The organism is Ensifer sp. EB106-03-01-XG145 (assembly GCF_058792075.1).
Window position 1 is genome coordinate 70,435 of record NZ_JBYTEC010000016.1, and the last position, 25,395, is coordinate 95,829.

Consider the following 25,395-nt stretch of genomic DNA (forward strand, 5'->3'; position numbering starts at 1 on the left):
TCCATCCAGAAACACAGCGACTCAGGACAAGGTTTTGATTCCGCGAAAGATTCGAGGTCGTCCGCCCGGGCGGCCAACAATGCCGCAACGGAAGGCTTTGCAAATCGTGCCCGGCTCTGACACAAGGCGGCAAAACCTCCATACGTCTCCCGCTCCCCGAGTCCCTCCCGTGCAAGATCTCGCCTTCCACCTGCTCGCCTTCTTGTTCGTTGCCGCATTCATCGCCGGCTTCATCGATTCGATCGCCGGCGGCGGCGGCATGATCACCATTCCCGCCATGCTGATCGCCGGTATTCCGCCGCTGCAGACGCTCGGCACCAACAAGCTGCAGGGGCTGTTCGGCTCGGGCTCGGCAAGCCTTTCCTATGCGCGGCGCGGTCACGTGAACCTGAAAGAGCAATTGCCGATGGCGCTGATGTCGGCTGCAGGTTCCGTGCTGGGGGCGCTGCTTGCAACCATCGTTCCAGGCGACGTCTTGAAGGCCGTGCTGCCCTTCCTGCTGATCGCGATCGCGCTCTACTTTGGCCTGAAGCCGAACATGGGCGATGTCGACCAACACCGCCGGATCACGCCTTTCGTGTTTACGCTGACGCTCGTGCCGCTGATCGGCTTTTACGACGGCGTCTTTGGCCCCGGCACCGGCTCCTTCTTCATGCTCGGCTTCGTCACGCTGGCCGGCTTCGGCGTGCTGAAGGCCACGGCGCATACGAAGTTCCTCAACTTCGGCTCCAACGTCGGCGCCTTTGGCATCTTCCTCTTCTTCGGCGCCATTCTCTGGAAGGTCGGCCTGATGATGGGCGTCGGCCAGTTTCTCGGCGCCCAGGTCGGCTCGCGCTATGCCATGGCCAAGGGCGCCAAGATCATCAAGCCGCTGCTCGTCATCGTCTCGATCGCACTCGCCATCCGGCTGCTGGCAGATCCGATGCATCCGCTCAGAATCTGGCTGGGGCTTTGAGTCCCGGCGCGCGTTCCTGGCTCTCCTAGACTGGAACCAGATGCCGCGACTTAAGTGAACGTCACTTGACTGTCACACCAACGTCGGGCGCGCCTGTGGTCGACCAGCATGAGCATTCTTCGCCTGCTGGCCCGGCGCCGTAACCACATATCTGTTTGGGGGTCTTGCATTGCCGAGGACTGCGCGCTTCTGCACGCGCCTTTGCCTCAGCTTCCGCTGCGGCTCTCTGCTTTCGGCTCATCTTCGGCGTGGGAGCCGCCTTTGCTTTGGCTGCCTGCTGGACCGCGGATGCGCTCGCCTTGGTCGTTTGGGCTGGGCCGGTTTCACTGCATGATGCGATTATCAAAAGCGATGCGATAGCAAACGCAACTCTAGCAACGGTCTTCAAGGTACACCCGCGATCTAAACAATGTGGGCATCTATATGCGTGCTTCCAGAAGCCTCATCAAGGCCCCCCGCACAGAGGGCAACCCTAAACGCGGCTGTGCCGCCGCCTCGATTTGCCCACATTAAACGTCTGATGTCGGGGCATGGACAAAGCTGGTATCGCCTTCCTCATGCTCATCTGCGTTCTCGTCGCTCTCGTAATAAGCATTCTGGCGGTTCGGCCGGATTTGGAGACCGCCCCATCGCCGACGCCTGCAATTGTTCCTGCCAACTAGACTAGATGGGGGAACCAAGGCCTTCGCCGGGTGTTGCTGTAGATCGCAACGACCACCGGGAAAGCCGAATGCGTATAGTCGTGATTGCAATAGTCGCCTCGATCATGAGCATACTTGTTTTCAAGTATGTCGACGGCACGTTCGGCAACTCCGAGATTGCCGCAACGGCCGAGGAACTCTCGGACCACTAAGAACGATCAGGACGGCCAACGCAGGATCGCTTCCTGGAAACTGAAGGCGACCACCCTGCGCATAGATGTCGGTCATTGGGTGGTCATGGGGCGATGTCTGAATCTAGGCAATGTGCGGATATGGCGGTGAAATCCTCCCTAGGGCCTGACGAGCATTCCCTGTCATCGACACTCGCTGATACAAAATGCGCTAACCAAAACGAAAGTCGAGTGCGCACCCCCTTGAACCTCTAGCCGCTAGAGATTGCAACTTGCAGGAAATGCGTCGCGGAAGTCGGGCGAGCCAGAGACTGTGAGACAGGCGCCCGGCCGCAAGCGTCCCCCTGTCGTTGCCCAGAGGTTCCAATGTTCACCACCCTGCCCGCCATCCTGATGCTTATCGTCGGCCTGTTCACGCTGGCGCTGGCAGCGCTGCGCCGCGTTCAATCCGGCCGCTCACCCGTCGTGCTGACCTATGGCGACGATGCCGAGGGGTTTGCAGGCAAACTCTTTCGCGTGATCGTGGCGGCGCTGGTGGTTCACCTGCTGGCGGTCGCCGCCTTTCCGCAGGTTGTCGACGCGGGATTCGGCCGCATCCCGGCCCTGGACACGCCGTCCATCGCCGCGATCGGCCTCGTGCTGATGGCCCTCGGCGGCGGGCTGACCATGCTGTCGCAATCGGCGATGCGCCGTTCCTGGAAGATCGGCATCCCTGAGAAACAGGACGCGCCGCTCGTGACCTCAGGCCTCTACGCCTTCTCGCGCAACCCGATCTATGTCGGCATGGTCACGGCGCTGATCGGCACGGTGCTGGCGGTGCCCAACGTCGTCTCGGTGGCGCTGGCGCGTTCCGCCTGGATCTCGATCTCCTACCAGATCCGCATGGAGGAAACCCACCTCTCCCGCGTTTTTGGCGAGGCATACAGTGCCTATTGCGGGCGTGTCCGCCGGTGGATCTGACTTCGACCATTCGCGCGGCTCACATTGTGCGAACGCGGCCGGACTTTAAAACACCGCCAAAAGCAGCGCCCCAGCGGCAATCAACACGACGCCGAGCCAGTTCATCAGGTTGAGTTTTTCGCCGAGGAAGAGAACACCGAAGATCGCGACCATGACGATCGACAGCTTGTCGATCGGCGCCACGCGGGCGGCGTCTCCGAGTTTCAGCGCCCGGAAATAGGCAAGCCACGAAGCGCCCGTGGCAAGGCCGGACAGTGCCAGGAACAGCCAGGTGCGGCCCGGGATTTCCGAAGGTTTCTGCCACTGCCCGGTCGCAGCCACAATGCCGGCGAGCACGCAGAGGATGACGACGGTGCGGATCAGCGTCGCGAAGTCGGAGTTGATCTGCGCGACCCCGACCTTGGCGAACACAGCCGTCAGGGCAGCGAAGGCTGCCGAAAGCAGCGCCCAGAACTGCCAGCTCTGGCTCATCAGAACTCGACGCCCTGCTGCGCCTTGATGCCAGAGCGGAACGGATGCTTGATCAGCTCCATCTCGGTGACGAGATCGGCAATCTCGATCAGGTCTTCCTTGGCGTTGCGGCCGGTGAGCACCACGTGGGTCATATGCGGCTTCTCTTCCTTCAGGAAGCGAACGACTTCGGCAACGTCGATATAGTCGTAGCGCAGCGCGATATTGATCTCGTCGAGCAGCACCATCGAGTTGCGCTCGTCGCGGATCAGTTCCTTCGCCTTTTCCCAGGCCTTTTCCGCCATCGCCACATCACGCGCGCGGTCCTGCGTTTCCCAGGTAAAGCCTTCGCCGAGCGTGTAGAACTGGCAGACGTCACCGAAATGCTTTTCGATCAGTTCGCGCTCGCCCGTTGCCATGGCGCCCTTGATGAACTGCACGACGGCGCAGGGCATGCCGTGGGCGATATGGCGGAAGATCATGCCGAAACCGGCGGTCGACTTGCCCTTGCCCTTGCCGGTGTTGACGATGATCAGGCCCTTCTCGTCGGTCTTCGTCGCCATGATCTTTTCGCGGGCGGCCTTCTTCTTCGCCATCTTCATGGCGTGGCGGGCATCGTCCTTCTCGGCAGGGGCTTCGCCGCTGTTTGTCGTCTCATCGCTCATGATAACTCCCTCAATTCCGGTTGGCGGGATCGATGCAAAACCGCAGCTCTGATCCCGCATCTGTTCCTTTTCCGTGTTTCACTGAACGCGAAACGGAACCCAAGTCTTTGCTTCCAGGCAATTCCGGACGGAAAACCGTGCCCGGAGCTGCTCTATTCGTTGCCGGCGCGAAGCCGGGTGGCGGCGCCGCTGATGCCTCCAAGTTCAAACCGCGCCGAGTTCGAGCGCGGGGTCCAGAGATTGCGGTCGATCGCTTCCAGCAGCCGCTCGGCAAGCTCGGCAAAGGCGGCCGGGTTCTTGTCGCGCAGAAACTCCGCCACGCGCTCGTCGACGACGAAGGCCTGATAGGCGGCCTCGAAGTGATGGTCACGCACCGCACCGGTGGTCGCGGCAAAGGCGAACATGTAGTCGACGGTGGCGGCGATCTCGAAGGCGCCCTTGTAGCCGTGGCGCATGACGCCATCGATCCACTTGGGATTGACGACGCGCGCCCGAACGACGCGGCCGATCTCTTCCTCCAGCGAGCGGATGACAGGCTTTTCCGGCCGGGAATGATCGTTGTGATAGATCGCCGGCCTGCTGCCGCCAAGATGCTCGGCGGCAAGGCTCATGCCGCCTTCGAACTGGTAGTAGTCGTCGCTGTCGAGCAGGTCGTGCTCGCGGTTGTCCTGGTTCTGCACCACCGCTTCGATGGTGCGCAGCCGCTCCTCGAAGAGATCGCGTTCGGCCTTGCCCTCTTCGCCGGCGCCATAGGCGTAGGCGCCCCAGGTGAGGTACGCCTCGGCGAGATCGGCTCTGCTGTCCCAGCCTTTCTCATCGATCAGCGCCTGCAGGCCTGCGCCATAGGCTCCGGGCTTGGCGCCGAAGATGCGATAGGAGGCGCGACGCGCGGCCTCTTGAGCCTCGACGCCTTCTGCCTCCAGCCGCTGGCTTTCCGCCCGCATGCGCGCGGCGATCATGTTGTCGGCATCGTCCTCCTCCAGCGCGCCGACGGCGCGGATCGCCTTGTCGAAGAGGGCGATCTGGTCCGGGAAGGCATCGCGGAAGAAACCGGAAATGCGCAGCGTTACGTCGACGCGCGGCCGGCCGAGCATGGCAAGCGGCACGATCTCGTAGCCCGTGACCCGGCGTGAAACCATGTCCCAGACGGGCTTGGCGCCGATCAGCGCCAGCGCCTGGGCGATGTCGTCGCCGCCGGTGCGCATGTTCGCCGTGCCCCAGGCGGTGAGGCCAAAGGAGGAAGGCCACTCGCCGTGATCCTGCAGGTAGCGGCGGATCAGCAGTTCGGCGGATTTTTTGCCGAGCTCATAGGCGGCAGGTGTCGGCACGGCGCGGCTGTCGACGGAGTAGAAGTTGCGCCCCGTCGGCAGCACGTCCGGGCGGCCGCGGGTCGGCGCGCCGGAAGGACCGGGGGCGACGAAGCGGCCGTCAAGACCGGTGAGAAAACCGGCCATTTCGGCAGCACCGGAGCCGGTAATGGAGGGCTTGAGGCGGGTCTCGATTTCGTCGAGCACGGCTTGCGTGTTGGTCCAATCCGCTGGGCAAGGCTGCTCACCCGAGACGAGGCTTGCGGCGAGGAGCTCGACGCGTTCGACGGTGTCACCATTGGTGCGCCAGGAGGCGTCGGAGATATCGGTGAGGATCGATGGCTTTGCGCCGGTCCAGACGTCCGACATCACGCAATCGAGCGGGTCGAAGAGGAGCCCCGCATCCGCCGCGATCGCCCGCTGCAGGCTCTGGTCGCCGCCCTCGCCGAGCCCGCGTGGGACGCGCGCCAGTGCCACGGTCAGGTCCGTCAAGAGCCGCCCCTCCGGCGCCACTCCGAAGATGTGCAGGCCGTCGCGGATCTGCATTTCCTTGAGGTCGCAGAGATAGGCGTCGAGCTTTTCCAGCGCCTTGTCGTCGCTGTCGCCCTTGTCGATGCCGGCATCGCTGTCGAGGCCGATGTCGCGAACGAGATCGAGGATCTGGCGGCTGAGCAGCCGCAGCCGTCGCGGGTCGCCGCCGGCAGCGTCGTAATATTCGTCGACCAGCGCCTCCAGATCCTTGAGCGGCCCGTAGGATTCGGCGCGCGTCAAGGGCGGCGTCAGATGGTCGATGATGACGGCGCTGGTGCGGCGCTTGGCCTGTGTGCCTTCGCCCGGATCGTTCACGATGAACGGATAGACATGCGGCAGCGGCCCGAAGATCGCCTCGGGATAACAGGTCTCGGACAGCGCCAAGGCCTTGCCCGGCAGCCATTCGAGATTGCCGTGCTTGCCCATATGCACGATGGCCTGCGCGCCGAACTGATGGCGCAGGAAGGCATAGAAGGCGAGATAGCCATGCGGCGGCACCAGGTCCGGCGAGTGGTAGCTTTCCTTCGGATCGATGTTGTAGCCGCGCGCCGGCTGGATGCCGACGATGACATCGCCGAAGCGGGCGAGCGGCAGCGCGAAGCCGCCGTCTTGGAAGAACGGATCGGCCTCGGGCGCGCCCCAACGGCCGCCAACTTCATCCTGAATCTGTTTCGGAAGCGAATCAAAGAAGGCGTTGTAATCGCTGAGCGAAATTGTTTCTCTAATTTCACGATCACGGCCTGCCGCATTGGTCGGCCCGGCCATCAGGTAACGCATCAGCGCGTCGCCATCCTCCGGGACGTCGCCCACCGCATAGCCTTCTGCCGTCATGGCACGCAGCACTTCGACGGTGCCGGCCGGTGTGTCGAGACCGACGCCATTGCCGAGGCGCCCGTCGCGGTTCGGATAATTGGCCATGACGATGGCGATCCGCCGGTCGGCGGGTTCGGTGCGACGCAACTTCGCCCAGTTGACGGCAAGGCTGGCGGCAAAACGCACCCGATCTTCGAGCGGCTCATGCCCGACAATGTTAGCCTCGACTTTCGCATCGTAGATCGACGCCGCCTTGAACGAGACGGCGCGCGCAAGGATGCGGCCATCGACCTCCGGTAGCGCCACGTTCATCGCCAGATCGCGCGCCATCAGCCCCTGCGGCGATGTCTCCCATTGCTGCCGTGATGAGCCGGAGAAGATCACCTGCAGCACCGGCGCGCCGGTTGATTCCAGCACCGTCGGCTGCCGGTCGGCACCGGGCGAGGAAACGGCAAAACCGGTGGCGTTCATCACCACATCGGGTGCGGCCTCGGAAAAAATCGCCTGCAGCGTGCCGACGGACACGGCATCCTTGAGGCTCGACACGAACACCGGCAGTACCCGAACCCCTTGCGCCGCCAGCGCATCGATCAGCGCCTCCACCGGCCGTGTCTCGCCACTCTGGACCAGCGCGCGGTAGAAGCAGATGGCGATGGTGGGATTTGCGCATGCGGGGGCTCCAGCCCCCACAACACTCAACCAATCCGAAACCCCGATCACGCCCCGCCCCGGCCACCAGATGCCGGCTTTCAGCAAAGGCTTGGCCGGCTGCGGTTTCTCGGCGCCTGAAACCAGCGCCTCGGCATAGTCGAGGAACAGGCCGGCATTGTCGGCGCCGCCTTCGGTGAAATAGGCCCAGAGCCGCTGGCGGTCATCGGCCTCAACCGTAGAAAACGGTTCAAGGCCCGGGTCCGGCTTGTCGTCGCCCGGCAGCACCGCGATCTGGAAACGGTGAGTGACGGCCGCCGCATGCAAGGCTTCGAGCAGATAGCGGAAATAGCTGGCGCCACCGAGCGGCCGGACGACGATCAGCTTCGCATGACGTGCCGTGCGCTCGACATAGGTGTCGACCGACATCGGGTGCATCAGGCTCATCAGGCTGGCAATGCGCAGACTCAGGCCTCCGTCGCGCCGGCCGTGGGCCGCAGCGATCGAGGAAAGCTCGGTGTCGGCGGCCGACAGGAAGAGGATATCGGCCGGCGTTTGCCCAAGGTCGATCGCCTCGTTGCCGTCGGCGATCGTTCCTTTCTGGGCGAGAAGCAGATGCATGATCTTGTCCGTTCGGGCAATTCCGAACGGAAACGCGTGAAGCGGCTTCCGTCCGGAATTGCGTTATTTCAATGCGTTAGATCATTTCATTCAATGAACGATCAGACGAGCGCAGCAATCGCAGCGCGCACCGCCGCCTCGTCCATGTCGTGCAGGCCGATGACGACGAGGCGCGTGCCGCGCTTTTCGCCGGCCGCCCAGGCCCGGTCGTAATACTGGTCGATGCGGGCACCGACGGCCTGGATCAGCAGGCGCATCGGCTTGCCGGGCACATCGGCAAAACCCTTGAGGCGCAGCACGTCGTGCTCGGCGATGACGCCCTTGAGGCGATCGATGAAGGCGGCCGGATCGGCGATGGCGCCGAGCTCGACGACGAAGCTGTCGAACTCGTCATGGTCGTGCTCCTCGCCCGTTTCATGCTCCATCTCGTGGTGCGACTTGCGGTTGGCGATATCGCTTTCGGTGCCGACGCCGAGGCCGAGCAGGATGGCGGCGGCCACTTCGCCGTTCTTTGCCTCGATCATGGTCGGCTTGCGGCTGGTGCGCGAGGAAACCTCGTCGCGCACGGCCTTGAGGCCGGACGCGTCGATCAGATCGGTCTTGTTGAGCACGATGAGGTCGGCAGCGGTCAGCTGATCCTCGAACAGTTCCTCGATCGGGCTTTCATGGTCGAGATTGTCGTCCTCGACGCGCAGCGCATCGACCTTGTCATGGTCGTCGGCAAAGCGGCCGGCGGCAACAGCAGCGCTGTCGACCACGGTGACGACGCCATCGACGGTGACTTCGCTGCGGATGTCCGGCCAGTTGAAGGCGGCGATCAGCGGCTGCGGCAGCGCCAGGCCCGAGGTCTCGATGATGATATGGTCCGGGCGGTTTTCGCGCTCGAGCAGCTTGGTCATGGTCGGGATGAAATCATCGGCAACGGTGCAGCAGATGCAGCCATTGGTAAGTTCGATGATGTCGTCCTCGGTGCAGGCCTCCGCGCCGCAGCCCTTCAAGACGTCGCCGTCGACGCCGAGATCGCCGAACTCGTTGATGATCAGCGCGATGCGCTTGCCGTCGGCGTTCTGCAGCAGATTGCGGATCATCGTCGTCTTGCCGGCGCCGAGGAAGCCGGTGATGACGGTCGCCGGGATCTTGCCGTGGCTGGTTCTCGCAGTGGTCATTATTCACCCTTCATTTTCAGCGGCAAACCGGCCGCGACAAAGTAAACTTCAGCGGATTTCTCCGCAACGATCTGGTGAAGCCGGCCGGCATGGTCGCGAAACTCGCGGGCCATGCGGTTCTCGGGCACGATGCCGAGGCCGACCTCGTTGGAAACGAAAACGAGGCGCGTCCGCGCCTGCGGCAGGAAGGCGGCGAGCGCTGCGAACTCCGCCTCGATGTCGCGCTCCTCAAGCATGAGATTGGTGACCCACAGCGTCAGGCAGTCGATCAAAACGACATGGGTGGGGTCGTCGATGCGCCGCAGAATGCCGACGAGATCGACCGGCTCCTCGTGCGTCGTCCAGCCTTCGCCGCGGCGCGTCCTGTGATGATCGATGCGCGCGCGCATTTCGTCGTCCCAGGCGCGGCCAGTGGCGACATAATGTTTGGCGAGACCGGACGCTTCGACGAGCTTCTCGGAAAAGCTGGACTTGCCGGAGCGGGCGCCGCCGAGGACCAGGACCGGTCCGGCGCTGGGATTGCTCATCGCGACCGCGCCAAGGTCAGCGGCAGATGGCAACAGCCGTTCGACGCGCCGGCGGCGCGTTCGGGAAAGTATCTGAGAGCCAAAACAACCTCCGTGATGGCGTTGGAGACGACACGTCTCCTCGGGCGGAATGCCCATGTCGGGTGGCAGGTCTCCTGGCTCACGGCGTCACGGGCCCCACATCGCCTCGCCCCGAATGGACGAGGTTCCGATGTCAGGACCCGAGCGGCCCGCCTCACCTTCCCGGCGCTTTCCAGTGCCACAGCGAACCTTTGCGCGTCGTCTCCGACGCATGGGTGCTGTGGGCGACATCATGAAAGGCGGACGATTCGTAGAAGAAGAGGCGTCCAACCCGGCTGATCACGATGCCACGCCAGTGGCTTTTCCGGCTCGATTCCGCACTGCCTCGATTGCCCCATGCAACCGGCTGGCAGCTCTGAATTTGAGCCCGATGGCGAACCCTGACCGTTCTACAGTCGCGGGGTCGGCTGCGATAAGGATGCCCGGTTTGGGTCCATCCGTCACATTCCCAATTATTCCCCCCGATCGCCACGACAAGGGGGAACCATCCAACATCCGATGATTAGGAAGCGGGCGCCGCAAAGTCAATCGACGCTTGCGACACCTCCCCGGCCGACTTGCGTCGCGCGACGATTTGTCGAGCGCGAAGCCGCACCGGACATGAGGCGAATGGCAGATCGCGAACGAACATATTTTAGCAATTACAGATGTTGCGTTAAACTGCAGCGCCGCGCGTCCTATGGACGTGCAAAGGTCGCTGAACCATCCCGCAACCGACCCGAGGGGCTTCGTTTATCCGGTAGGCACATGGAACGCAGGCTCGCCGCCGTGATGATTGCCGACGTTTGCGGCTATGGGCTGCTTACCCAGGCCGACGAGGAGGGTACCTGCGCCCGCTTTCAGGCCGACCTGCACGAACTATTCGAACAAAGCATCGAGACGCATCGCGGCCGGCTGATCAAGACCATGGGCGACGGCCTGCTGGTCGAGTTCCACAGCGTCGTCGAGGCGGTCCGATGTGCGGTCGAGGTGCAGCGCGCCAAATCTGAAAGTCGCGGCGTGGACGCGGGGCGGCTGCAATTCCGCATCGGCATCAATCTTGGCGACGTGATCGTCGAGGGCGACGACATCCACGGCGATGGTGTCATCATCGCCGAGCGCCTGCAGAGCCTGGCCGAACCGGGCGGCATCGTCATCTCCGGCACCGCCTACGACCAGGTCGAGAAGCACCTCGATGTCGGTTTCGTCTTTCTCGGCGAGCAGCGCCTGAAACACGTCGAAAAACCGGTTCGGACCTACCGTCTCTGGCTGGACGAAGCCCACGCCGGCAAGCCGAAGGCCAGGGCGCACCGTGGAAGACGCTGGGTCGCCCTGGCAGCGGCATCTGCCCTGGCATTCACAGCCGCCGCCGGCGCCGCCTGGTGGCGCCCGTGGCAGCCGCCTGCCGACATCCGTCCGGCTCAGGCTGTGGACTTCAGCCAAGCAGACAAGCCCTCGATCGCCGTGCTTCCGTTTGCCAATGTCAGCGATGACCCCAAGCAGGAGTTTTTCGCCAATGGCATGACCGACGGCCTCGTCACCGAACTGGCCCAGATCTCCGGCCTGTTCGTCATCGCGCGCAACTCGACGTTCACCTACAAGGGGAGATCGGTGACAGCCAGGCAGGTGTCGGAAGAACTCGGTGTGAGATATGTGCTTGAAGGCAGCGTCCAGCGTGCCGGAGAGCAACTTCGCATCAATGCGCAGCTCATAGATTCCCTGGATGGCGGTCACGTCTGGGCCGGAAAGTTCGACGGATCGCTCACCGACGCCTTTGCGCTGCAGGACGAAGTGATGCGCGGCATTGCCGAAGCGCTTGCGTTGCGGCTGGATCCTGACCAGCAGATGGCCTTCGGGCGCAAGGAAACGACCGTGCCGGCGGCCTTCGATGCGTTCCTGCGCGGCTGGGAGCACCACCGGCGCACCACGCCCGAAGACTTCGCGAAGGCACTGCCCTATTTCGACCAGGCGATTGCGCTCGATCCCGCCTATGGACGTGCCTATGCCGCCGCAGCCATGGTCTATGCGCGCATTTATCTGTGGCGCTGGCACTATCAGCTGGGCATCACGCGCTTCGAGGCGCGAGCCAAGGCGCGGCAGTTTCTGCGGATGGCGCAGAAACATAAGACGGCACTCGCCTATCAGGCAGCGGCCCTCCTTGCCGAAGTGGACTGGCGGCATGCCGACGCGCTCGCAGACCTCAAGGAAGCGATCGCGCTGGAACCCGGCGACTCCTGGAGCTACGCATTGACGGCCTTCGTGCTGACATCCGCCGGTCGGCCGGCGGAGGCCCTGCCCCATATCCGCACGGCGATCCGCCTCGATCCGCACTCCCCGTCCTTCTTCCTGTACGTCCTCGGCCTGACGCAGTTCAGCCTGGAGGATTTCGAAGCAGCAGCAGCGGCGGCGAGAAGCAGCATCGCGCTCAACCCCCAGGATGACGGTCCTTTCCTTCTCCTTGCCTCTGCCGCCGGACATCTCGGTCACCGCGCGGAGGCTGAGGCGGCAGTCGCCCGCTACGACGCGCTTCGCATCAGCCGTGGCGGAACGCCCGTCTGCATTTCAGAGCGCCCGCCGCTGGACCTGGCGCAGCCGCATGCCAGCGAGAAGCTCTATCAGGGACTGCGCCTGGCGGGCGTGCCTGAGACCCTGATGAACACCGACGTCAGCATTCGCGACAGGCTGCCAGCCGATGAGCTCCGTTCGTTGTTCTTCGGGCACCGGTTGCGTGGACGCATGCTGGATTCGGGCGAGGAACATGAAGCTGTCGTTTCGCCCGAGGGCATCGCCACCTTGACGGGAGACTGGGCTTCGCTCGGCGCCGGCAGGATGAGCAACGTCGAGGTCCGGTTCGAGAAGGACGAGGTTTGTTTCCTGTGGCTGAAAACGACGAACCTTTGTGGGGTGGTCTCGCGGAACCCCGGAGGACTGAGCGCCCGGGAAAACGAGTTCATCTGGTACCATGGCGACAGAGCCTTCACCTTCTCGCAGGTGCGCTAGCCATGGCAGAAGCGACGCAGGCGCCAAACCGGTTGCGGCCCTAGTGCGTCACCCGCTGCAGCACGCTGAACTGGAAGGCCTGGGTCGAATTCCACGGGGTCGTGTGCTGGTGCTTGACATGCTCGACAAGCCGGAAGGACGGTCCGATCACTTCGGCGAGTGCCGCCGGATCGTAGCGCACCACCGGTAGGCCACTGCAGCGCTCCGGACCATCGGGCGCGAAGGTGGCGATAACCGCGTACCCGCCAGGCGCGACGGCCGCCGTCAGGCGCTCGATATAGGCAGCCCGGTCGTCCGGATCGGTCAGGAAATGAAAGGCGGCGCGGTCGTGCCAGATGTCGTAGGTCCGATCCGGCCGCCACGCGGTCACATCGGCCGCAACCCAGTGGACCGCGTCGGCCCGCAGCCCGAGCCTTGCCCTGGCGGCATCGAGCGCCGCCGGCGACAGATCGAGCACCGTCACTGATTTCATGCCCTCGTCGAGCAGCGCGTCCACCAGCCGCGAGGCGCCGCCGCCGACATCGATCAGCGACGCGGTGGCGATCGTCACGTGCCTGCGGATGAGATCGAGCGAAACGGCGGGCGCATCTTCGAACCAGCTGACCCCCGCTTCGCCTTTCGATTGATAGGCTTTGTCCCAATGGGCTCGTCTGGTTTCGTCCTGCATTGCAACACCTGTCTCCGAGCGCGCGGCCGTAGTTGAGCGCTCCTTTCTTCCCAGTGAATTCTACAGCGGAACGGTGGAAGATGCTGGGGTTTGAGGCTGGTCCCTTCTGTCGCCCGGATCCCGACGATCTCCGCTGACGCCCCCTTCTTCGGCTATCTGCCAAGCAGCCCGTCCAGCCAGCGCCGGTCGAGTACCGCCTCCAGCTCGCCGGCGACATCGTCAAGCGCCGCGTCCACCGACTGGCGGTAGTTGCTCGCCCCGCCTTCGATGCCGAAACTCTGCAAAAGTGCTGTGCGATAGGCGTCGCTCGTGAACAGCCCGTGCAGATAGGTGCCCATCACCCGGCCGTCGGCAGAAAGCGCGCCATCCGCACGGTTGTCGATGCGCACCGAAGGCCGGTCGCAATCGGCCCCTTGCGTCTTGCCCAGGTGGATCTCGTAGCCCTCAAGCGCCACGTCATGCTCCAGCGACCAGGCGCGGCTGTTGCGCACCGTCTTTTCCGGCGCCATCTCGGTCTCGACGTCGAGAAGCCCGAGGCCCTCGACGGCGCGCTCGCCGCCTTCGATACCGAGAGGATCGGTCACGCGCCGGCCGAGCATCTGGTAGCCGCCGCAAATGCCGATGACACGGCCGCCGCGGCGCACATGGCGCTCGAGATCGCGATCCCAGCCTTGCGCCTGAAAATCGATGAGGTCGCCGATGGTCGATTTCGACCCGGGGATGACGACGAGGCCGGCATCGGCGGGGATCGGGTTGCCCGGCCGGACGAAGACGAGATCGACCTCCGGCTCGGCGGCCAGCGGATCGAGGTCATCGAAATTGGCGATTCGCGACAGCACCGGCACGGCAACCTTCAGCGCCCGTCCCTCGCCGCGCGCTAGTTTCTCCAGCACGACCGAATCTTCTGCCGGCAGCCTGGCTGCTGCCTTCAGCCATGGCACGACGCCAAAACAAGGCCAGCCGGTGAAGCGGTTCACCGCAGCGATGCCGTCGTCAAACAGCGTGACGTCGCCGCGAAACTTGTTGATGAGGTAGCCGGTCACCATGCGCCGGTCCTCATCCGAAAGGATCGCATGGGTGCCGACGAGCGAGGCGATCACCCCGCCGCGGTCGATATCGCCCACGAGCACGACCGGCACGTCGGCGCGTGTCGCAAAGCCCATATTGGCGATGTCGCCGGCGCGCAGGTTGATCTCGGCCGGCGAGCCTGCGCCCTCCACGACCACGAGATCGGCGCCGACCGAGATCTGTTCGAAGCTTTCCAGCACGGCGCCAAGCAGCTTCGGCTTCAGCGCCTGGTATTCGCGCCCCTTGGCCTGCCCCGCCACCTTACCCTGCACGACGATCTGGCTGCCGACATCGGACTGCGGCTTCAGAAGCACCGGGTTCATATGCACGGACGACGGCACGCGCGCGGCCAGCGCCTGCAGCCATTGCGCCCGGCCGATCTCGCCGCCGTCGTCGGAAACGGCGGCGTTGTTCGACATGTTCTGCGGCTTGAACGGCCGGACCTTTAAGCCCTGATTGGCGGCGAGCCGGCAGAGCCCCGCCACCAGTACCGATTTTCCGACATCCGAGCCGGTTCCCTGCAACATGATCCTGCGTGTCATGCGGCCATCGGTAACACTGAAACGGTCAGCGGCAAAGGTCTGTTTCGACACGATTTCGCCGCAATTGAGCGAGGCTTCTCACGCATTGTTTCGGCCTTTCGCAAGGCTTGTCGAAAATGCCGCGGCTGGTAGCCAAAATGCGACATCACGTGGCGAGTTTGGCATTCATTTTGTTGCGGCGCACACCTATATCAACGGCATAGCAACAAGCTCCGGGGGATAGGCCTCCGGCCTCTCAAGGTTCACGTCCATGCTGTACATCTTCAGCAAGCCCAACTTCGTTCAGATCGCCTGGAACTCCAAGGTTCCGACCAGCCAGTCGCGCGTGCGCAACCTCGTCGTCGACGCCCCCTTCGGCCCGCTCGGCTTCATCCGTACGTCGAACGTCGGCTAGGTCCGCGATCGGGGCGTAGATGCCCCTTCGAGCTCTCCTCCCAGAGCCTCCTCCACCGCCCCATCCGGGGCGGTTTTTTTATGTCCGACGCTGGTGCTGAAATGCGAAGGCCGCATCAACCTCGACAGAGGGATGCGGCCGCCAAAAAAACGCCTGGTCACTTCGGGGTAACGCACCGAAGGTTCGCTAGAAATCCGGGACGCACTACCTGATCCGGACCCGCGGCAGTCCCCCGCCGCGAGAAGCACCATTAGCTGGACATCGTTACCGGATGGTTATTGAGGATTTAACCAAAGATGAATTCCGGCTTTTTTTGAATTTTTTTCGCGACATGCGCGACAATCGCCGTGACGCAATCACGACAGGAAACGTCAGGATCTCGACAGGGATTCGAACGATGTGGCGCATAGCGCCATTTTTTGCGGCAGGAATTGTCGGTATTGCTTAAATTCGGCCTTCCTCATGCTCAAAAAGCGCCCGCCGGCGATGTCGCAGACAGAACGCGTAAAGAGCGGCGGCGACCCGACGTTCCGATTGAAGAGGTTGATTTCTCAATGAGAATACTTAGGCTTGGCTGGCGGTATAAGAGGAGATTGGCTGGCGACAGGGTTCCGCGGCCAGGGCTGAAAACGAACTCCCGCACCGTCCGCAGCAAGGGTGAACCTTGGCTTAATTTGATGCCGAACCCCAGGCTGCATAGTTGCTCCGGGTGACGGAGGATGCTCGGCATCCGCCGTGGGTTCCCGTTTGGAAATTGGCTGCAAATAAAGACTGGGAGGTCTTGCAACATGAAGAAACTCCTCGCTTCCACCATTCTCGCCGCGGGCCTCTATGCTCTGGCGGGTTCCGCGCAGGCTGCGGAATGCGGTGAAGTCAGCATTGCCGAAATGAACTGGGCTTCCGCCGGCGTCGCCGCCCAGGTGGACAAGTTCATTCTCGAAAACGGTTACGGCTGCACCGTGACGCTGGTCACCGGCGACACCATGCCGACCTTCGCTTCCATGAACGAAAAGTCGCAACCCGACATGGCGCCGGAACTCTGGGTCAACGCCGTGCGCACGCCGCTCGACGCCGCGATCAAGGAAGGCCGGCTGATCGAAGCCGCCAAGATCTTGAGCGAAGGCGGCATCGAGGGCTGGTGGATCCCGAAATTCCTCGCAGACGCGCATCCTGACATCAAGACGGTGCAGGACGCCCTGAAGCATCCGGAACTCTTCCCGTCGCCGGAAGATTCGTCGAAGGCCGCGGTTCACAATTGCCCGTCGGGCTGGAACTGCCAGGTCTCGACCGCCAATCTCTATCGGGCACTGGACGCGGAAAAAGCCGGCTTCCTGCTGGTCGATACCGGTTCGGCCGCCGGCCTCGATGGCTCGATCGCCAACGCCTTCGAAAAGAAGACCGGCTGGCTCGGCTACTACTGGGCGCCGACCGCCATTCTCGGCAAGTACGAAATGACCCGCCTCTCCTTCGGCGTCGACCACGACAAGGCCGACTGGGACGCCTGCACCGCCGTTCCTGACTGCCCGACACCGAAGGTCAACTCCTACCCGGTTTCCGACGTCTACACGGTCGTGACCAAGTCCTTCTCCGAGAAGGCCGGCGTCGCCATGGATTACGTCAAGGCGCGCAAGTGGGACAACGGCACCGTCAACAAGGTTCTCGCCTGGATGGACCAGAACCAGGGTACCAACGAGGATGGCGCCAAGCACTTCCTCGCCGAGTTCCCGGACATGTGGACCCAGTGGGTGAGCCCGGAAGTGGCCGAAAAGGTCAAGGCGGCACTCTGACACGACACAAGGGCAGGCGCACCGTCCCTGACGGCCGCCTGTCCGTTCCGGTTGTGATGCCGGAACGGGGACAATGCAGCGCTCTTGCGGGTTCCGTTCGAGCGCGCGTCGTTCCAGAGGCGGCGAAGCGAGGCCGTCCGCGTCGCAAACAGTAAAGCGGACGCCACATTTCGCTGACACAGTTCAAGAGCCGGGCCCAAAGAGGCCACCAGCAGTGTGCGCAGGCATCGACGCAAATCGATGCCGAGACGCAACCGGCGAGATAAAAGACTTCCGGCCAAGAAGGGGATACATATGGCATCCATCTGCAGTGTCTTGCCAGCTTTGCTCTGCAAGTTCCCTGCCATTGACGAAGGCACGATCCGGCTCGCTCGCAAGACCGTCGACGACGGCTTCAAGGGATTCGTGCGGTCCTATGGCGACATCATCGACAGGATGGTCCAGCCGCTTCAATGGTTCCTGAACTACCTCGAAAGCCTGTTCGTCGGCTCGCCCTGGATCCTGGTCCTGGTGCTCATGGTGGCGGTCGTCTATTTCGGCAGCCGCAACATCAACGTCACCATCGGGACGGCGCTGTCGATGATCGCCATCGGCCTTGTCGGGCTTTGGAACGACACGATGGTCACGCTTGCGATGGTCACCGTCTGCACGCTCATCTCGATCGTCATCGGCATTCCGATCGGCATTCTGATGGCGCGCTCGGACCGGGTGCAGGCCTTTATCAACCCGATCCTCGACGTCATGCAGACGATGCCGAGTTTCGTCTACCTGATCCCTGTCGTCATGGTCTTCGGCCTCGGCAAGGTGCCGGGCCTCATCGCGGTCGTCATCTACGCCGTGCCGCCGATGATCCGGCTGACCAATCTCGGCATTCGTCTCGTCGACAAGGAAGTGATGGAAGCGGCCGACGCCTTCGGCTCGTCGTCCTGGCAGAAACTGAAGAATGTGCAGATGCCGCTCGCCTTGCCGACCATCATGGCCGGCATCAACCAGACGATCATGATGTCGCTGGCGATGGTTGTCGTCGCTTCGATGATCGGCGTCGGCGGCCTCGGCAAGAACGTGCTGCAGGCGATCGCCAACCAGTTCTTCACCGTCGGCTTCCTCAACGGCTTTGCCCTTGTCGGCATAGCCATCATTTTCGACCGTACCAGCCAGGCCTTCGGCAAGCGGCTGCAAAAGCACTCGGAGGTTATCCATGGCTAGTCACGCGATCGAGGTGAAGAACCTCTACAAGATCTTCGGACCCCGCGGCGGCGACTTTGTCGACGCCGTCAAGAAAGGCTTGGGCAAGGCCGAGCTCAACGAGAAGCACGGCCACGTGCTCGGCCTGCAGGACATCAACATCTCCATGCCCGCCGGCGGCGTCATGGTGGTCATGGGTCTCTCCGGCTCCGGCAAGTCGACGCTGATCCGCCACATCAACCGGCTGATCGACCCGACCTCGGGCGAAGTGCTTTATGACGGTGTCGATGTCTGCAAGATGAACGACGACGCTCTCCGGGAATTCCGCCGCCACAAGACGGCGATGGTGTTCCAGAAATTCGCGTTGCTGCCACACCGTACCGTGCTCGACAACACCGTCTACGGCCTCGAAATCCAGGGCATCGAGCGCAAGGAGAGCGAGAAGCGTGCGCGCGGCTGGATCGAGCGCGTCGGCCTCAAGGGCTTCGAGAACCACTATCCGAACCAGCTTTCGGGCGGCATGCAGCAGCGCGTCGGCCTTGCCCGCGCGCTCACCAACGATGCCGATATCCTCTTGATGGACGAAGCCTATTCGGCGCTCGATCCGCTGATCCGCGTCGACATGCAGACCGTGCTTCTCGACCTGCAGAAGGAACTGAAGAAGACCGTCGTCTTCATCACCCACGACCTCGACGAGGCGCTTCGCCTCGGCGACAAGATCGCCATCCTGCGCGACGGACGCGTGGTGCAGCAGGGCACCGGCCAGGAGATCGTGCTTTCGCCGGCCGACGACTACATCACCGCTTTCGTCAAGGAAGTGAACCGTGGGCGGGTGATCAATGTCGAAACGATCATGCGCCCGCTCTCGGGCAATGCCGAAGGCGTACCGCTCGTGACCGGCACCGTGCTGGAAGCGGCCGCCCGCATGATGACCGCTGCCCGTGTCACAAGCGCCCATGTGGTCGACGTCAACGGCCGCCCGATCGGTGCGCTCGACCTTTCCACCGTCATCTCCGCCATGGTCACGCCAACGAGCCACGAGGATCGCGCGGCGGCGTGAGTCAGCGAGCGAGCGGTGCCGTCTAAAGACGCGCCCCTCATCCGCCTGCCGGCACCTTCTCCCCGTTCTGACGGGGAGAAGGGACGCGTGGCGAAGTCGCAGTCCCTAGCTCGACAAAGATCATCCGGAACACCTGGCGCCATAGCTGGCGGTCAACCCAAGGGCTGACAGTTGGCGACAGTCCGCGTCCCCTCGCCCCGCCTGCGGGGAGAGGGTTAGTCCTCGGGTTAAACCCGAGGAGAGGGGCAATCCTTCACTTCGAATGGGCTGTTGCTAAGGGTTACCCCGACAGCAGGAGCCGAAACACGCTTCAGTTCGTCGTGGTCGCTGCCGTTGCCGCTGCAACCGGCTCGGCAACACTTGCCGCGCTCGCGTCTTCCTTCGGCGGCAGGAACTTGTCGAGCAGAGCGATCATGTCGTCGTCGCGCGCCTGTGCAGTCTTGCCGCCCATGACCACGGCGACGAGCCGGGTGCCGCCGCGCTTGGCGGAGGTGACGAGGTTGTAGCCAGACGCGTCCGTATAGCCGGTCTTGATGCCGTCGACGCCTTCGTAGCGCTTCATCACGCCGTTGTGGCCGCGCAGCTTCATGCCGCGGAACTCGATCGTCTTGTTGGCGAAGAGCTGGAACTCGGTCGGGAAGTCGCGCATCAGTGCCAGGCCGAGCGTCGCCATGTCGCGCGCCGTCGTCACCTGGGCCGGGTCCGGCAGGCCGTTGGCGTTCTTGAATACCGTGCGGCTCATGCCGAGTGCCTTGGCCTTGCGGGTCATCATCTCGCCGAAGGCGGGCTCGTTGCCGGCAAGCGTCTCGCCGATCACGACGGCTGCGTCGTTGGCCGAAAGCACGACCATGCCCATGACCGCTTCGCGCACGGTGATCTGGCGGCCAGCGCCGACGGCAAGCTTGAACGGCTCGAGGCCGTTGGCATGTTCGGAAACCGTCAGCTTCTGGTCCCATTGCAGGGTGCCGTTCTTCAGCGCTTCGAAGGCGAGATAGATCGTCATCATCTTCGTCAGCGAGGCCGGAAAGTTCAGCTCGTCCGCATTGTCGGCTTCGAGAATCGAGCCGGTCTCGGCGTTGACGACAAAATGCGCCTGCCCGGCAGCGGCAAAGGAGGCGCTGCCAATGAGCAGGCTCACGGAGACCGCGGCGGACGCGACCATACGGATAAGGGACTGCATATCGTGTTTTCTCGTTTCGACGCTATCGAACGACCTCGGGACGAAAATCGTGATCGAATTATGGAAGACATGCCGCTGAAAACGGCAGCGGCCGCGTTTTCCACGGCCGAGACATCCCCGCCTTTTTACGGGTAGGAGGCCGGCGCGGCAAGCACCTGCGGCAATCCGTCTGCAAATATCACATTCCCGGCGACCGAGGCACCAAGCCGTCGCCGCGGGCAGGACCATCTCGCGCTTCACCGAGGTTTAACCTGATTGCGCCAAGGTGACCGTCTCCCCTGCCCGGCCAGCCTCAACGGCGACACCGGCGTGGGTTCACAAACGAAGGCGTCGCCCGCGACGCGGCAAACTTCCACCCGTTTCGGCAGGCCATGCACCCGAACTCAGCCACGGCAAACCTATCCACCGAGCGTCAGCGGGTGCCGGCTGCCTTCGATGCCGGCCTGGCGGAGCTCGTCCACGGTCTTGCCGCGCTGCTCTCGGGCCTTGGCCTGTTCCTCATCGTCTTCACGCTGATCCCGTTTGAGGGTGCGGTAACCACGGACCCCAACGCCGCCAACGAAGGCAATATCATCAACCAGGTCGGCTACCTGGTGCTCGGCGCGGTCTATTTGTTCGCCATGCTGCTTACGGTCGACAGGCGGATATTGGCCCGCCTGGTCTCGCCGAGCTGGATCGCGATCTTCGCGATCGCCTATCTCTCCTGCCTGCAGTCCTATGACCCTGCGGCTTCCGCCCGCGGCCTGACGCTGAGCCTCATTGCGATGATCATGGTGGCGGGCGTGCTGGTGCTGCCGAGGAGCGAGCGAGATTTCGTCAATGCCGGCGCCAACGCCATCCTGCTTCTGATCCTGATCGACTATGCCGCGCTCTTCGTGGCGCCCGACCGCGCCATCCATTCGGCCTTCGGCGACGAACCTTGGCACGCCGGCTTCTGGCGCGGCCACCTGCTGCACAAGAACGTCTCGGCGCCGGTCTTTTCCATCCTCTGCATGTTCGGCATCTATTGCCTGCGTGCCGGTGCGCCGCTGCGCGGCTGGGCAATCACGCTTCTTGCGGCCAATTTCGTGCTTCATACCGGGTCGAAGACGACGATCGGCTTCCTGCCGATCGCGATCGGCCTCGTCTTTGCCGGGCGCGCCGTGCGCAGCCCCAGCCTGATGATCCTCGCCCACCTCGCCATGTCGGCTCTGATCTTCGGCCTGACGCTTGGCAGCATCTATTCCGACACGCTGCTTTCGATCACCAAGGCCCTGATCGACGATCCGACATTTACCGGCCGCGACGACATCTGGAAATTCGCCAGTGCCAGCATCGCCGAGCGCCCGTGGCTCGGCCAGGGCTATGCGAGTTTCTGGCTATCGCCCGTGATCATGGGAATGGAAGCGAATTTCGAGGCGAGCTGGGACGTGCGCGGCATCGTTACCGGTCACAACAGCTATCTCGACGCGGTGCTGATGTTCGGCGTGCCGGGCGGCATCCTCATGACGGCCCTCCTCTTCGTCAAACCGCTCTTCGATTACATCCGCGCCTATCGTCGCCCGCAGGCGCGGATCCTTGCCGACTTCTGCGTGATGGTGGTCATCTTCATGACCTATAATGCCATGCTCGAAAGCTTCTTCCTCAATCGTGCCGACCCGATGTGGCTGCTGACCGCGCTTGCCGTCTTCGGGCTCGGGCTTGCCGGCCGCATGAGCATGCGCGCGGAAGCGCCAGCCTCCCGACGCTGAACGCTTGCCAAGACATAAAGATATCTTTATATCTTAGTGTAATCTCTTCTAGCCGGGAAAAACCGATGACCGCAGCATCCAATGTCCTCTCCTCTCTCCTCGCCGAAAAAGGCATTCTTCTCGCCGACGGCGCCACCGGCACGTCGCTCTTCGCCATGGGCCTGGAGGCCGGCGAAGCGCCGGAACTCTGGAACGAGAGCAAGCCGGAGAACATCACCAAGCTGCACCAGGATTTCGTCGACGCCGGCGCCGACATCATCCTCACCAACACCTTCGGCGGCACCCGCCATCGCCTGAAACTGCACCAGGCGGACGACCGCGTGCATGCGCTGAACAAGCGCGCCGCCGAGATCGCCCGCGCCGTTGCCGACAAGGCACCGCGCAAGGTCATCACCGCCGGCTCCGTCGGCCCGACCGGCGAACTGCTGATTCCGCTCGGCGCGCTTTCCTATGAGGACGCGGTTGTCGCCTTCATCGAGCAGATCGAAGGCCTGAAGGCCGGAGGCGCCGAAGTCGCCTGGATCGAAACCATGTCCTCGCCGGACGAAATCCGCGCCGCCGCCGAAGCCGCTGCCAAGGTGGGCCTGCCCTACGTCTATACCGGCTCCTTCGACACCGCCGGCAAGACGATGATGGGCCTGCATCCGAAGGATATCCACGGTGTCGTCAGCGATCTCGGCAACGGGCCCGTGGCCGTTGGCGCCAATTGCGGCGTCGGCGCTTCGGACATCCTTTCCTCGCTGCTCGACATGACCGAAGCCGCCCCTGAGGCGACCGTGATCGTCAAGGGCAATTGCGGCATTCCGGAATTCCGCGGCTCCGAGATCCACTATTCCGGCACGCCGCCGCTGATGGCCGAATATGTACGGCTTGCGGCCGATGCCGGCGCCAAGATCATCGGCGGCTGCTGCGGCACCACCTGCGACCACCTCGCCGCCATGCGCGTGGCGCTGGACGAGCATGTGCGCCGCGAGCGCCCGACGCTGGAGCTGATCATCGAAAAGATCGGCCCCATGCGCAACAAGACCGCCAACGAAACGGCAGCCGCGCCGGCCCGCGAGCGTCGCAGCCGCCGCGCCTGATCTGAGCGACAAGCCAAATCAAAAGCAAACGCCCCGGCATCGCATGATCCGGGGCGTTTGTTTTTGGAGATTGATGGACAGCGCCCGGTAGTGGCACACGCCGTTAAAGATCGGCGCTCCCGAAGAGCGGCAGAGTGCCCGGCTCACGCCAGGAAAGAGCATCGCGCTCCGCCGCCTGGATGAAGGAGCGGTAGAAGTCGAAGGCTCGGCCCATCTGGCGAGATCCTTGCTCGGAGAAATGCCCGAAGTCCTCGAAGAGCGAGACACCCTTGTCCTCGACCTTGCAGCTATCCGCATCGCAGAGATAGTTCATGAAGCTGACGACCGGATATTCGTCGGCGATATCGGCGACCACCTTGAGCACGTCCTGATCATATTTGCGCACGTCCTTCAGCGCCGGCTCGCAGCGCTGATCCGGTTCGCCGAGCAACCGTGCCCTGGCCACGCAGAGCCCCGTGTCGCGGCCGTCATGCGGCGTCGGCGCCACGAAGACGGCTTCGAAGCCGTTGGCCTTCAGCCAGGCGAGCGTCGTGCGCAGGCCGTCGCTGAGAAGGCTGACTTCCGACGGCATTTCCTTGCGGCCGTCGACGAGCACCGTCTCCTGCTGCAGATACTGGCTGAGCTGCGAGGACAGAACGACGTAGCGGATCGACCGGTTGGCGAGCAGAAAGCGGCGGACGTCGTCGTTGTAACGCGCGCAGTCCTGCGGCCAGTTGCGACCGAGCCGGGGAACGACGGGCGCCAGGTTCAGGAACGGCCCGCAATTGTTCTTGGCAAGCTGCACCAGCCGCACGTCCGGCTTCGAGGCGATGACGCCATCGACGAGATGGCGGGCAAAGGAATCGCCCCAGACCGCAACTTCCGGCTTCGGGCTGGTGGCGCATGCGAGATCGGCGACGGCGTCGCATTTCTTGCCGAGACCGACGCTCGGCTGTGTCAACTGCGCGAGCTCGCGGTTCCGGGCAACCAGTCCGTCCGAACCATCAAAGCCGAAGCCGAGTGCGATCGCCGCCGATCCGGCGGCAAGCGTTGCGCCGAAGACCGCGCCGCGCCCGAAGCGCTTGGGATTGCGGAAGGGCTGCTCGACAAAACGCCAGCTGAGATAGGCGAGCGCGAAACACAGCGCGATCAAGAGCGCATAGCCCTCGGCCGGGATCCCATCGATCGCCCTCAGCCGCGCGAAAGCGAACACCGGCTGGTGCCAGAGGTAAAGGCTGTAGCTGATGAGGCCGATCGCGACCAGCGGCTTCAGCGACAGCAGCCGGCCGACGGCGGTGTCGCCGTGCGCAAAGGCAAGAACCAGCGCCGTTCCGAGCACCACGGGCACCGTCGTAAAGCCGGGATAGAAGGCCGATTCCGGCACGAAGAGGTAGCTCGCGATGATCGCGGCCAGGCCGAGGCCCGAGAGCAGTTCGCGGCGGCCTTTTGCCAGATCGAGCCTCGCGGTGCCCATAAGCGCCAGGGCCGCACCGATGCCAAGCTCCCAGAAACGGCTGGGCAGAAGATAGAAATTCGCGGCCGGATCGACCCGCGCCAGGAGCTGCGTCATCGCAAAACTCAAGGCGACGAGTGCCAGCACGACCTTCAGCGTCGTTGCCGCAGACACACGGCGCAGCACAAGCAGGAGCAGCGGAAAGACGAGATAGAACTGCTCCTCGACCGCCAGCGACCAGGTGTGCAGCAGCGGCATCAGATCGGTGCTCGGCTCGAAATATCCCGTCTGATCCCAGAACAGGAAATTCGAGGCGAAGAAATTCACGGCATAAAGGCTCTTGCCAAACGTGTTGAGCTCCTGCGGCAGCATCCACAGAAGCGCGAAAGGGATCGAAACGGCACAAACCAGCAGGAGCGCGGGCGCGAGCCGGCGGGCCCGCCGCTCGTAAAAGCGGACGATGCTGAAGCTCCCGTCGTGGATTTCGCTATGAATGATCGAGGTGATCAGAAAGCCGCTAATGACGAAGAAGACGTCGACGCCGGCAAAACCGCCGGCAACAAGGCCGAAACCGGCATGGAACAGGAGGACTGGCACCACGGCAAGCGCGCGCAGTCCATCGATTTCGGGTCTGTAATGCATCAGCAGGGGGAACACTCGGTGGCAGGGGCCGCTGGTTAACACGGCCCTAACGACAGGACCATTGCTGCCCGGTGTATATCCACATTCGCGC

At 63.4% G+C, this 25,395-nt stretch carries 19 protein-coding genes and 1 riboswitch; of the genes, 10 read left to right on the forward strand and 9 right to left on the reverse strand.

Going from position 1 to position 25,395, the window contains the following annotated elements:
- Positions 1-169 precede the first annotated feature (169 nt).
- The 3 genes from AC3WWH_RS27220 (at position 170) to AC3WWH_RS27230 (ending at position 2,747) form a co-directional block, all read left to right on the forward strand.
- Positions 170-955 carry a TSUP family transporter gene (locus AC3WWH_RS27220; RefSeq protein ID WP_058323191.1) on the forward strand — a complete coding sequence of 262 codons (786 nt, stop codon included), beginning with the start codon at positions 170-172 and terminating at the stop codon, positions 953-955.
- A gap of 730 nt (positions 956-1,685) precedes the next feature.
- Positions 1,686-1,808: a hypothetical protein gene (locus AC3WWH_RS27225; RefSeq protein ID WP_280137728.1), complete on the forward strand. Its 123-nt coding sequence runs from the start codon at positions 1,686-1,688 to the stop codon at positions 1,806-1,808.
- Positions 1,809-2,153: 345 nt separating this feature from the next.
- Positions 2,154-2,747 (forward strand): methyltransferase family protein, encoded by a 594-nt coding sequence (locus tag AC3WWH_RS27230; RefSeq protein ID WP_058323192.1) that lies wholly within the window; start codon positions 2,154-2,156, stop codon positions 2,745-2,747.
- A gap of 45 nt (positions 2,748-2,792) precedes the next feature.
- On the opposite strand, the gene AC3WWH_RS27235 is transcribed toward AC3WWH_RS27230, so the two are convergent.
- From AC3WWH_RS27235 to cobU, 5 genes are all read right to left on the reverse strand, one after another.
- Positions 2,793-3,218 carry an EamA family transporter gene (locus AC3WWH_RS27235; protein WP_057254189.1) on the reverse strand — a complete coding sequence of 142 codons (426 nt, stop codon included), beginning with the start codon at positions 3,216-3,218 and terminating at the stop codon, positions 2,793-2,795.
- A complete protein-coding gene (cobO, locus tag AC3WWH_RS27240; protein WP_093234602.1) occupies positions 3,218-3,862 on the reverse strand; it encodes a cob(I)yrinic acid a,c-diamide adenosyltransferase in 645 nt (214 codons plus the stop codon). The genes AC3WWH_RS27235 and cobO overlap by 1 nt, the downstream gene beginning before the upstream one ends.
- A 152-nt stretch (positions 3,863-4,014) precedes the next feature.
- Positions 4,015-7,782, reverse strand: a complete 3,768-nt coding sequence (gene cobN, locus AC3WWH_RS27245; protein WP_058323193.1) for a cobaltochelatase subunit CobN — start codon at positions 7,780-7,782, stop codon at positions 4,015-4,017.
- A 101-nt stretch (positions 7,783-7,883) separates the two neighbouring features.
- Entirely contained in the window at positions 7,884-8,948 is a 1,065-nt protein-coding gene (gene cobW / locus AC3WWH_RS27250; RefSeq protein WP_057254185.1) for a cobalamin biosynthesis protein CobW, read from the reverse strand.
- Positions 8,948-9,475: a bifunctional adenosylcobinamide kinase/adenosylcobinamide-phosphate guanylyltransferase gene (cobU, locus tag AC3WWH_RS27255; RefSeq protein WP_058323194.1), complete on the reverse strand. Its 528-nt coding sequence runs from the start codon at positions 9,473-9,475 to the stop codon at positions 8,948-8,950. Before cobU ends, cobW begins: the two co-directional genes overlap by 1 nt.
- A gap of 436 nt (positions 9,476-9,911) precedes the next feature.
- A riboswitch (cobalamin riboswitch) is annotated at positions 9,912-10,060 on the reverse strand.
- Positions 10,061-10,303: 243 nt separating this feature from the next.
- Between cobU and AC3WWH_RS27260 the strand changes: the two genes are divergently transcribed.
- Complete coding sequence (locus AC3WWH_RS27260) at positions 10,304-12,535, forward strand: adenylate/guanylate cyclase domain-containing protein (RefSeq protein ID WP_058323195.1); 2,232 nt, start codon at positions 10,304-10,306, stop codon at positions 12,533-12,535.
- Positions 12,536-12,575: 40 nt separating this feature from the next.
- On the opposite strand, the gene AC3WWH_RS27265 is transcribed toward AC3WWH_RS27260, so the two are convergent.
- On the reverse strand, positions 12,576-13,202 hold the full coding sequence (locus AC3WWH_RS27265; protein WP_058323196.1) for a class I SAM-dependent methyltransferase: 627 nt from the start codon (positions 13,200-13,202) through the stop codon (positions 12,576-12,578).
- A 152-nt stretch (positions 13,203-13,354) separates the two neighbouring features.
- Positions 13,355-14,812, reverse strand: a complete 1,458-nt coding sequence (locus AC3WWH_RS27270) for a cobyric acid synthase (protein WP_058323213.1) — start codon at positions 14,810-14,812, stop codon at positions 13,355-13,357.
- Between the two features lie 250 nt (positions 14,813-15,062).
- On the opposite strand from AC3WWH_RS27270, the gene AC3WWH_RS27275 reads away from it, so the two are divergent.
- The 4 genes from AC3WWH_RS27275 to AC3WWH_RS27290 all read left to right on the forward strand — a co-directional run bounded on the left by AC3WWH_RS27275 (position 15,063) and on the right by AC3WWH_RS27290 (position 19,238).
- Positions 15,063-15,206 carry a hypothetical protein gene (locus tag AC3WWH_RS27275; RefSeq protein ID WP_093234608.1) on the forward strand — a complete coding sequence of 48 codons (144 nt, stop codon included), beginning with the start codon at positions 15,063-15,065 and terminating at the stop codon, positions 15,204-15,206.
- A gap of 788 nt (positions 15,207-15,994) precedes the next feature.
- Positions 15,995-16,993, forward strand: a complete 999-nt coding sequence (locus AC3WWH_RS27280; RefSeq protein WP_057254177.1) for an ABC transporter substrate-binding protein — start codon at positions 15,995-15,997, stop codon at positions 16,991-16,993.
- A 294-nt stretch (positions 16,994-17,287) separates the two neighbouring features.
- Positions 17,288-18,199, forward strand: coding sequence for an ABC transporter permease (locus AC3WWH_RS27285; protein ID WP_057254175.1), 912 nt, complete (start codon positions 17,288-17,290; stop codon positions 18,197-18,199).
- Positions 18,192-19,238 carry a quaternary amine ABC transporter ATP-binding protein gene (locus AC3WWH_RS27290; protein ID WP_058323197.1) on the forward strand — a complete coding sequence of 349 codons (1,047 nt, stop codon included), beginning with the start codon at positions 18,192-18,194 and terminating at the stop codon, positions 19,236-19,238. The genes AC3WWH_RS27285 and AC3WWH_RS27290 overlap by 8 nt, the downstream gene beginning before the upstream one ends.
- A gap of 310 nt (positions 19,239-19,548) precedes the next feature.
- Here the strand turns inward: AC3WWH_RS27290 and AC3WWH_RS27295 are convergent, their stop codons facing one another.
- On the reverse strand, positions 19,549-20,418 hold the full coding sequence (locus tag AC3WWH_RS27295; protein WP_058323198.1) for a D-alanyl-D-alanine carboxypeptidase family protein: 870 nt from the start codon (positions 20,416-20,418) through the stop codon (positions 19,549-19,551).
- A gap of 371 nt (positions 20,419-20,789) precedes the next feature.
- Here AC3WWH_RS27295 and AC3WWH_RS27300 point away from each other — a divergent pair, with 371 nt between their 5' ends.
- On the forward strand, positions 20,790-22,148 hold the full coding sequence (locus tag AC3WWH_RS27300; RefSeq protein ID WP_082616082.1) for an O-antigen ligase family protein: 1,359 nt from the start codon (positions 20,790-20,792) through the stop codon (positions 22,146-22,148).
- 65 nt (positions 22,149-22,213) lie between these two features.
- On the forward strand, positions 22,214-23,230 hold the full coding sequence (gene bmt, locus AC3WWH_RS27305) for a betaine--homocysteine S-methyltransferase (RefSeq protein WP_058323199.1): 1,017 nt from the start codon (positions 22,214-22,216) through the stop codon (positions 23,228-23,230).
- A gap of 103 nt (positions 23,231-23,333) precedes the next feature.
- On the opposite strand, the gene AC3WWH_RS27310 is transcribed toward bmt, so the two are convergent.
- A complete protein-coding gene (locus tag AC3WWH_RS27310) occupies positions 23,334-25,304 on the reverse strand; it encodes an acyltransferase family protein (protein WP_058323200.1) in 1,971 nt (656 codons plus the stop codon).
- Positions 25,305-25,395: the final 91 nt, after the last annotated feature.